Source organism: Amycolatopsis dongchuanensis (genome assembly GCF_039542405.1).
Lineage (GTDB): Bacteria > Actinomycetota > Actinomycetes > Mycobacteriales > Pseudonocardiaceae > Amycolatopsis_E > Amycolatopsis_E sacchari.
Map to the genome: position 1 here is coordinate 25,115 of NZ_BAABIB010000011.1, position 6,699 is coordinate 31,813.

The 6,699-nt window shown below is 67.6% G+C and carries 3 protein-coding genes; all 3 read left to right on the forward strand.

Annotated features, from left to right (window positions below):
- The first annotated feature begins 81 nt into the window (after positions 1-81).
- The 3 genes from ABFX51_RS02205 to ABFX51_RS02215 all read left to right on the forward strand — a co-directional run bounded on the left by ABFX51_RS02205 (position 82) and on the right by ABFX51_RS02215 (position 6,552).
- Entirely contained in the window at positions 82-1,755 is a 1,674-nt protein-coding gene (locus ABFX51_RS02205; RefSeq protein WP_346051729.1) for a trypsin-like serine protease, read from the forward strand.
- Between the two features lie 139 nt (positions 1,756-1,894).
- Complete coding sequence (locus ABFX51_RS02210) at positions 1,895-5,959, forward strand: nucleic acid/nucleotide deaminase domain-containing protein (protein ID WP_346051731.1); 4,065 nt, start codon at positions 1,895-1,897, stop codon at positions 5,957-5,959.
- Between the two features lie 134 nt (positions 5,960-6,093).
- A complete protein-coding gene (locus tag ABFX51_RS02215) occupies positions 6,094-6,552 on the forward strand; it encodes a hypothetical protein (RefSeq protein ID WP_346051733.1) in 459 nt (152 codons plus the stop codon).
- The last annotated feature ends 147 nt before the right edge of the window (positions 6,553-6,699 follow it).

The window sequence follows — 6,699 nt, forward strand, 5'->3', positions numbered from 1 at the left end:
CAGGCAGTACCGCGGTTCCCCATGTTCTTGGAGTCACTGATGCACGTGTCAACCCGAAGACGTCTCCACCGAAGCACCGCTGTGGTGATCGCCGCCGCCACGATGGCGCTGACCGCACCATCGGCCGGCGCGGTCACCGGATCTGCCGACCCGTCACGGTTCATCGTCAAGGTGAGTGCGGAGTCCGGCAACTGCAGCGGCGTGCTGACCGCCCCCCAGTGGATCCTGACCTCCAGCGCTTGTTTCCCCGACACCACCGCCCCCGGCGCGTCCACTCACCCCGTGACCGCCACGGTCGGCAGCACCGACCTGGGTGGCACCACCGGCTACCGTCTCGCGATCAACGCCGTGGTACCGCAGAGCGGGCGCCCGCTCGTCCTCGCCCGGCTTGCCACGCCGGTGACCGACACGGCCCCGATCACACTCGCAGCCACCCCTGTGCAGGCCGGGGAAACCCTGCAGGTCGCCGGGTATGGCCGCACGGCGACGGAGTGGGTTCCCAACCAGCCGCACGTCACCACGGTCACCGCCGGCACGCCCGCCACCACGACCTTCCCGGCCACCAGCGCCACCGGCCCCACGACCTGCCGCGGTGACGCGGGCGGGCCCGCCTACCGCACCACCGGCAGCGGCCCCGAACTGGTCGGGCTCAACCACAGCTCCTGGCAGAACGGCTGCCTAGGCGAAACCGAAACCCGCACCGGCGCCACCGAAATCCGCGTCGACGACCTGCACGACACCCTCACCACCCAGATGAACAGCCCGATCCTCACCCGCTACCTCGGCCTCGGCGGAGCGAATTCGTTCCTGGGCAGCCCGGTCGGGAACGAGTACACGGTCGCCGGTGGGTCAGGGCAGGACTACCAGCACGGCGCGATCTACTACTCAGCGGCCACCGGCGCGCACATCGTGCAGGACGACATCCTCACCAAGTACAAGGCGATCGGTGGGCCCACAGCTATCGGATTCCCCCTCACCGACCAGAACACCACTCCCGACGGCGTTGGCCGCTACAACCACTTCAGCCTCGGCGGTGGCGCCTCCATCTACTGGACGCCCGCCACCAACGCACACGTGGTCCAAGGCTCCATCCACGAGAAGTGGGCAGCCCTGGGATGGGAAAGAGGCCTCGGATACCCCGTCACCGACGAAGTCACCATCACCGGGATCACCGGCGAATCCGGCCGCTACACCGACTTCAGCCACCCCGACACCGCCTCGATCTACTGGTCCCCGGCCAGCGGGACCCACGAAATCCAAGGCGATATCCGCAAGAAGTGGCTCAGCCTCGGCGGGGCACCGAAACTCGGTTTCCCCACCACAGACGAATCCACCACTCCCGACGGCGTCGGCCGCTACAACCACTTCAACCACCCCGACGGCCTCTCCGTCTACTGGTCCTCCGCCAGCGGTGCCCACCACATCCAAGGCGCCATCCGCAACAAATGGGCCGATTATGGCTGGGAAACCGGCTTCGGCTACCCCACCACCGACGAAACCGTCACCTCCGACGGCGTCGGCCGCTACAACCACTTCACCAACAACGCCTCCGTCTACTGGACCCCCGCCACCGCGGCCCACGCCGTCTTCGGCAGCATCCGCGAAACCTGGGCGGGCCTCGGCTGGGAAAACAGCCGCCTGGCCTACCCCACCAGCGACGAATACGACGTCACCGGCGGACGCCGCAACGACTTCCAACACGGCAACATCACCTGGACCAGCGCCAACAACACCACACAGGTGACCTACTTCTGACCCAAGGCAACCGGGGATCACGAAGCCCCTCGGTGCCTGATCGCTCAGCACGGCCTCGGGCCGAGGCGCAGCTCACCGCACCGTCTCGGCCCGGGCCGTCTGCTCCCTCCCGCCCATCCCCCGCAGGAAGGAAACTGGGTTGAGAGTCAACATCAACGCGACGCCGCACAAGGGGCGTCGCCGAACGCGCCGCTCACGCGGCCATTCCGGACACCGCTTGCGCACCAGCCTCATCCTTGCCCTGATCACCGCACTACTCGGCCAACTCCTCGGCACCGTTCCCGCCGATGCCCGCCCGGCCGGGGTTTCCGCAGTGGCGGCGGATTCGCCGGCCCCAGTGGCGAAACCCCGGGAAATCGTGCTGGCACTGTGGCGTTCGGGGGGCAGCCAGGTCAAACCAGCGGCGGAGCGTGCGCTTCTGGGTTCCGACGCTGACGTCGACGCGTTCCTCAACAGCAATGTCGACCGGCTTCACGCGCTCGACGACCGGATCGCGGTCGATCAGATCCTCGCCTCGGGTGGCGCCTCGGTGAAGGCTGCGGCGCAGCGTGCGCTGGACGCCGCGAGCAGCGACCCGACCGCCCTGCGCACATTCCTGGAAGGCGGCTGGGGTCAGGCGCAGACGAACGATCTGCGGGTGCGCGTGGATCAGATCCTCGCCGCCGGCGGACCACAGGTGCAGGCCGCGGCGCAGGCGGCTCTGGATGACGGTTCGCACGACGCGCTGCAAAGGTTTCTGACCACCACATCCGGCCAGGCCGAGGCCAAGGATCTGCGGATACAGGTCGACCAGATCCTCGCCGCCGGTGGGCCGGAGGTCAGGGCGGCGGCACAGACCGCGCTGGACGCGCAAACAACTGACGCCCTGCGGTTGTTCATCGATCGCGAGTGGGAGGTCGCCGAGGCACGCGACGCGGAGACCGAGAGCATCTCGCAGCTGGCGGAGTCGGCCAGGATCGCGGGAGAGCAGGCGGAGCAGGAAACCCAGGCAGCGAAGGATTCTGCTGCCAAGGCCCTCGTGGAAGCCGAACTTGCACGGCAAGCCGCCGAGTTCGCGGCAGCCGCCGCGGAGCAATCCCAGCACAACGCGCAGGGGGCCGCGGAGGCCGCTAACCGTGCGGCCGACGCCGCCAACCGTGCGGCCAGCGCCGCCACCGCCGCCATCGGCGCCGCCAACGCCGCGACCTCAGCGGCCCGCGTCGCAGCCAGCGCCGCCGCCCGCGCATCCGCCGCTGCGGCGAAGGCCGGACAGGCTTCGAGCACCGCTTGGCGCTACGCCGCGGCCGCGCGCACGGACCGCAGCAAGGCCGGCGATGCTTCGCAGGCCGCACGGGATGCCGCGGACGCGTCGACGTCGGCACAAAACGCCGTCATCTCGATCGAACGGGCACAGGTCGCGCTCGGGAAGGCGCGGGAGGCAGTTGACGCTGCCACCTCGGCGAAGGACAACGCGAACAAGGCCGCGGTGGCCGCCCAGGATTCGGTTCGGTGGGCACAAGCCGCCGGTGCTGATGCCAGTCGTGCCAGCGCGGCGGCCGCGACCGCACAACGGCAGGCGGACATCGCCGCCAAGGCCGCGTCCGCGGCGCGCGACTATGCCGACGCCGCCGCGGCGGCAGCCGCTCAGGCACACGACCTCGCCTCCCGGGCTGCCGCGGACGCGGCAGTCGCGTCCACAGCGGCCGCTGACGCCGCCGCACACGCCGGCGAGGCGCAGAACGCCGCTCAACTCGCGACCGAGCACGCGAATTCCGCCACCGCGGCTGCCCAGACCGCGGTGGACTCGGCGAACCAGGCACAGGCGCTGTACGACGCGGCGAGGAAGGCCGACGCGGCCCGCCTCGAGGTGCAGGCGGACCAGGCGACCGACGCGGCTCAGCAGACACTCGACGTGCACGACGAGCTCGGACTGACCCGCAACCGCGACCTCCCCCAGGAAGCCCAGTACGACGCCGACACCAAGGCGTGGATCGCCGAAGCGACAGCGCCCGGCGCCGACCCCGCACTCGTGGTGGCGGACGGGCGGAAGATCGCTCTGCGGCTGCTCGACACCGGCGGCCCGTGGACGCAGGCCGCCGCGGAGGGAGCCCTCACCGGCGACGACGTCGAGGTCACGGCGTTCGTGCAGACCCGGCTCGGCGATGCCGCGGCCCGCGACGACCGGGAAAAACTGCAGGAACTGATCGACGACGGTACCGACGCCTTCAAGGCAGGCGGCCAGGAGGCACTGGCGGCCGGGGACGCGGCGGTCAAACAGTTCCTGACCAATCCCACCTACCGCCGTCAGGCGACAGACCTGCGGATCACCGTCAACCAGGTACTCGCCGCCGCACGCGAGGACGGTAACGCGACCGTCGCCGCGGCCGCCCAGACCGCACTTGACACCGGAACCGTTCCGGCTCTCAAGCAGTTCCTCGACACCGGGCAGAACATCGCCCACCTGCACGACGACCGCATCGCGCTCGACCAACTCATCGCCAACCCCGACGCGGGCCCGGAAACCAAGTCACTGGCACAGGCAGCCCTGTCAGGCTCGCCCCAGATCGTCCGCCAGTACCGTGAAGCCGGACAGTACGTCGCCGAACGCCACGACCACGAGGCCGCCGTTCACGACTCGGCCGTCGCCGGCCTCGTCGCGGAAGCCCACTCGATCGCTGCGAAGGCGACACAGAACGCGGCGACAGCCCAGGCGGTCGCCGCCACTGCCCGTGGCGCGGCCGACGCCGCCGCGGGCTACGCGAGGGACGCGGACAATTCCGCCGCGCAAGCGGCGAACTTCGCGAACCAGGCCGCACAATCGGCCCAACGGGCACTGGCTTCGGCACAGCAGGCGGCGCGTTCCGCCGATACCGCGGCCACGGCCGCGAAACGCGCTTCCCAGGCCGCCACGCGCGCGACCCTGTCCGCGATCAACGCCCGCAACTCCGCCAACAGCGCCGCCCGCTCGGCCCAGTCGGCCGTGGCCGCCTGGAAGCAGGCCTACGACGACGCCACAGCGGCAGGAGCCGACGCCGCGTCCGCCGTCGCGGCTGCCAATGACGCCGCCACCAAGGCCACCGCGAAGGCCGAAGCCGAACAGGCGGCCGCGAAGGAGGCGGCACGACAGCAGCTCAACGACCGATGTGGAGCTGTTCCCGAGGGGCCGGACCGCGACAAGTGCATTGCTACGGCCAGCCGTCTGGTCGAGGATCCGGAAGCCGAATCCCAGCGCAACGTCGCGCTGTGCCGGCAACTGCAAGGCGTCAGCGACGAGGCCCTGAAACAGTGTCTCAACTCCGCCTACGACCCCGCGCTCGCCTATCTCGTCGACCAGACCATTCACCAGGTCCACGAAGCCGAGACCGAGAAGTGGTGGGTCATCGGCGGCACTGTCGTCGCCGGCGCCCTCGTCCTTGGGGTCGGGATACTCTGCGCGGAGACGTGCGCCGTTCCCATCCTCGGCGGACTCGCCTCGCTCAGCGCCGGCACGCTCGCCACAGCGGCCGGCGCCGGCCTCGAACTCTCCTTCGGGGCCGAGCTCCTCGCAGGGGTCGCCAGCGACGCTCTGCTCGCCAGCAGGGTCACCGCGCTCACCGAAGCAGCGTTCCTCACGGACACCGCGGTAAGCCGGGGCTTGGCGCAACTCAGCTTCGACCTCATCAAATCGGTCGCCGGTTGTCTTCTCGGTGTCCGAAGCCTCACCGCCGCAGCGGCAAGCAACATCTGCATCAGAGCGATCGACCGTTTCAAGGCCGGAGAACTGTCCGATGCGGTGGTACATTATCGCTACATCACGGGTGAACTGAAACAGTACGGACGAAACTACGCGGCAGCGAAGTTACCGAACTACATCGATCCAGACGTGGCTGGCTACTACGCGAACTTAGAGAAACCCATACCCAAAGAAATGCAAAACGTGATATTCGGCAACAGCTCAGCGGGAAGCGGGCACGCCGAGAACGACATCATCGAAAAGATCAAAGGAATGGGGCGTTCGCCACAAGAAATTGAGAGATTGTTCACCGAACGATCTCCATGCGGCCCCACTTCGTCCAACTGCGAGCTGCTTCTACAGAACGAACTCAAGGAAGGCACCGAGGTAAATTACTGGGTGAAATGGCTTCCAGGAAAGGTCGCCGACGACGCAAATTCTCCCCAGTCTCTCATGATGAATGAAGAATTAAGAGACATCCTGCTGAGAGCAGCGTATCGTCGAGGCTACTAAGACGGGAATCGAATAATCTATCGTGGGGCCACTGACGCCAATTGGCGCCAGTGGCCCCATCCCGATGTAATCCCTAGATATCCTTTCGCAGCCCCAACCATTACCGCAAAGCACATTGGAGTACCATAATCACCATGAGAATCACCGACCCGCGGAAGATGTACTGGAACATCGGCACCGAGAACACCAAACTACCCGAAGACCGCGAAGAGATGGTGCGCCAATGGCAGGACCTGGCGCAGCGCGCGGCCGACAAGATCGCCGAGTCCGGAATTCCGGTCCGCATCTCCGATCGGCGCAACCCGCTGGAACACGGCCCGGGTGCCATCGTCAATGTCCATCCGACTCATCCGTTCGGCGTAACCCTGGACTGGGAACTTCAGAACGAGTTCGAGGAAGCAATTTCTAATGAAGAAATCTCCCCGGAAGCAAGGACGGCCAGGTACCGCCGCCGCATCATCGTCCGGGAAATCATGCTCGACGCCACCCTCCGACTCCTCCACACCGCAGGGTTCATCACCATGAAGGACCACGAAGAGGGCGACTACTACCACTACCGCGTCATCGCCGCCCCCGGCGACTACCCCTGCTGACCCAGACGTGTACCTGCGGGCAAGCCACCACCCGATCCCGGGAAAACCGGAGTATCCGGCAGCCCCTGACTCGCTGCGGCACCGGACTTAGAGGTCCTAACAGATTGAGTGTTTCTTGAGTCGGCGCCAGCAGATGATGCTGCAGGC

Excerpts from the sequence above, each read along its gene's own strand:
- ABFX51_RS02215 (WP_346051733.1), top strand. The coding sequence starts at position 6,094 with ATGAGAATCACCGACCCGCGGAAGATGTACTGGAACATCGGCACCGAG.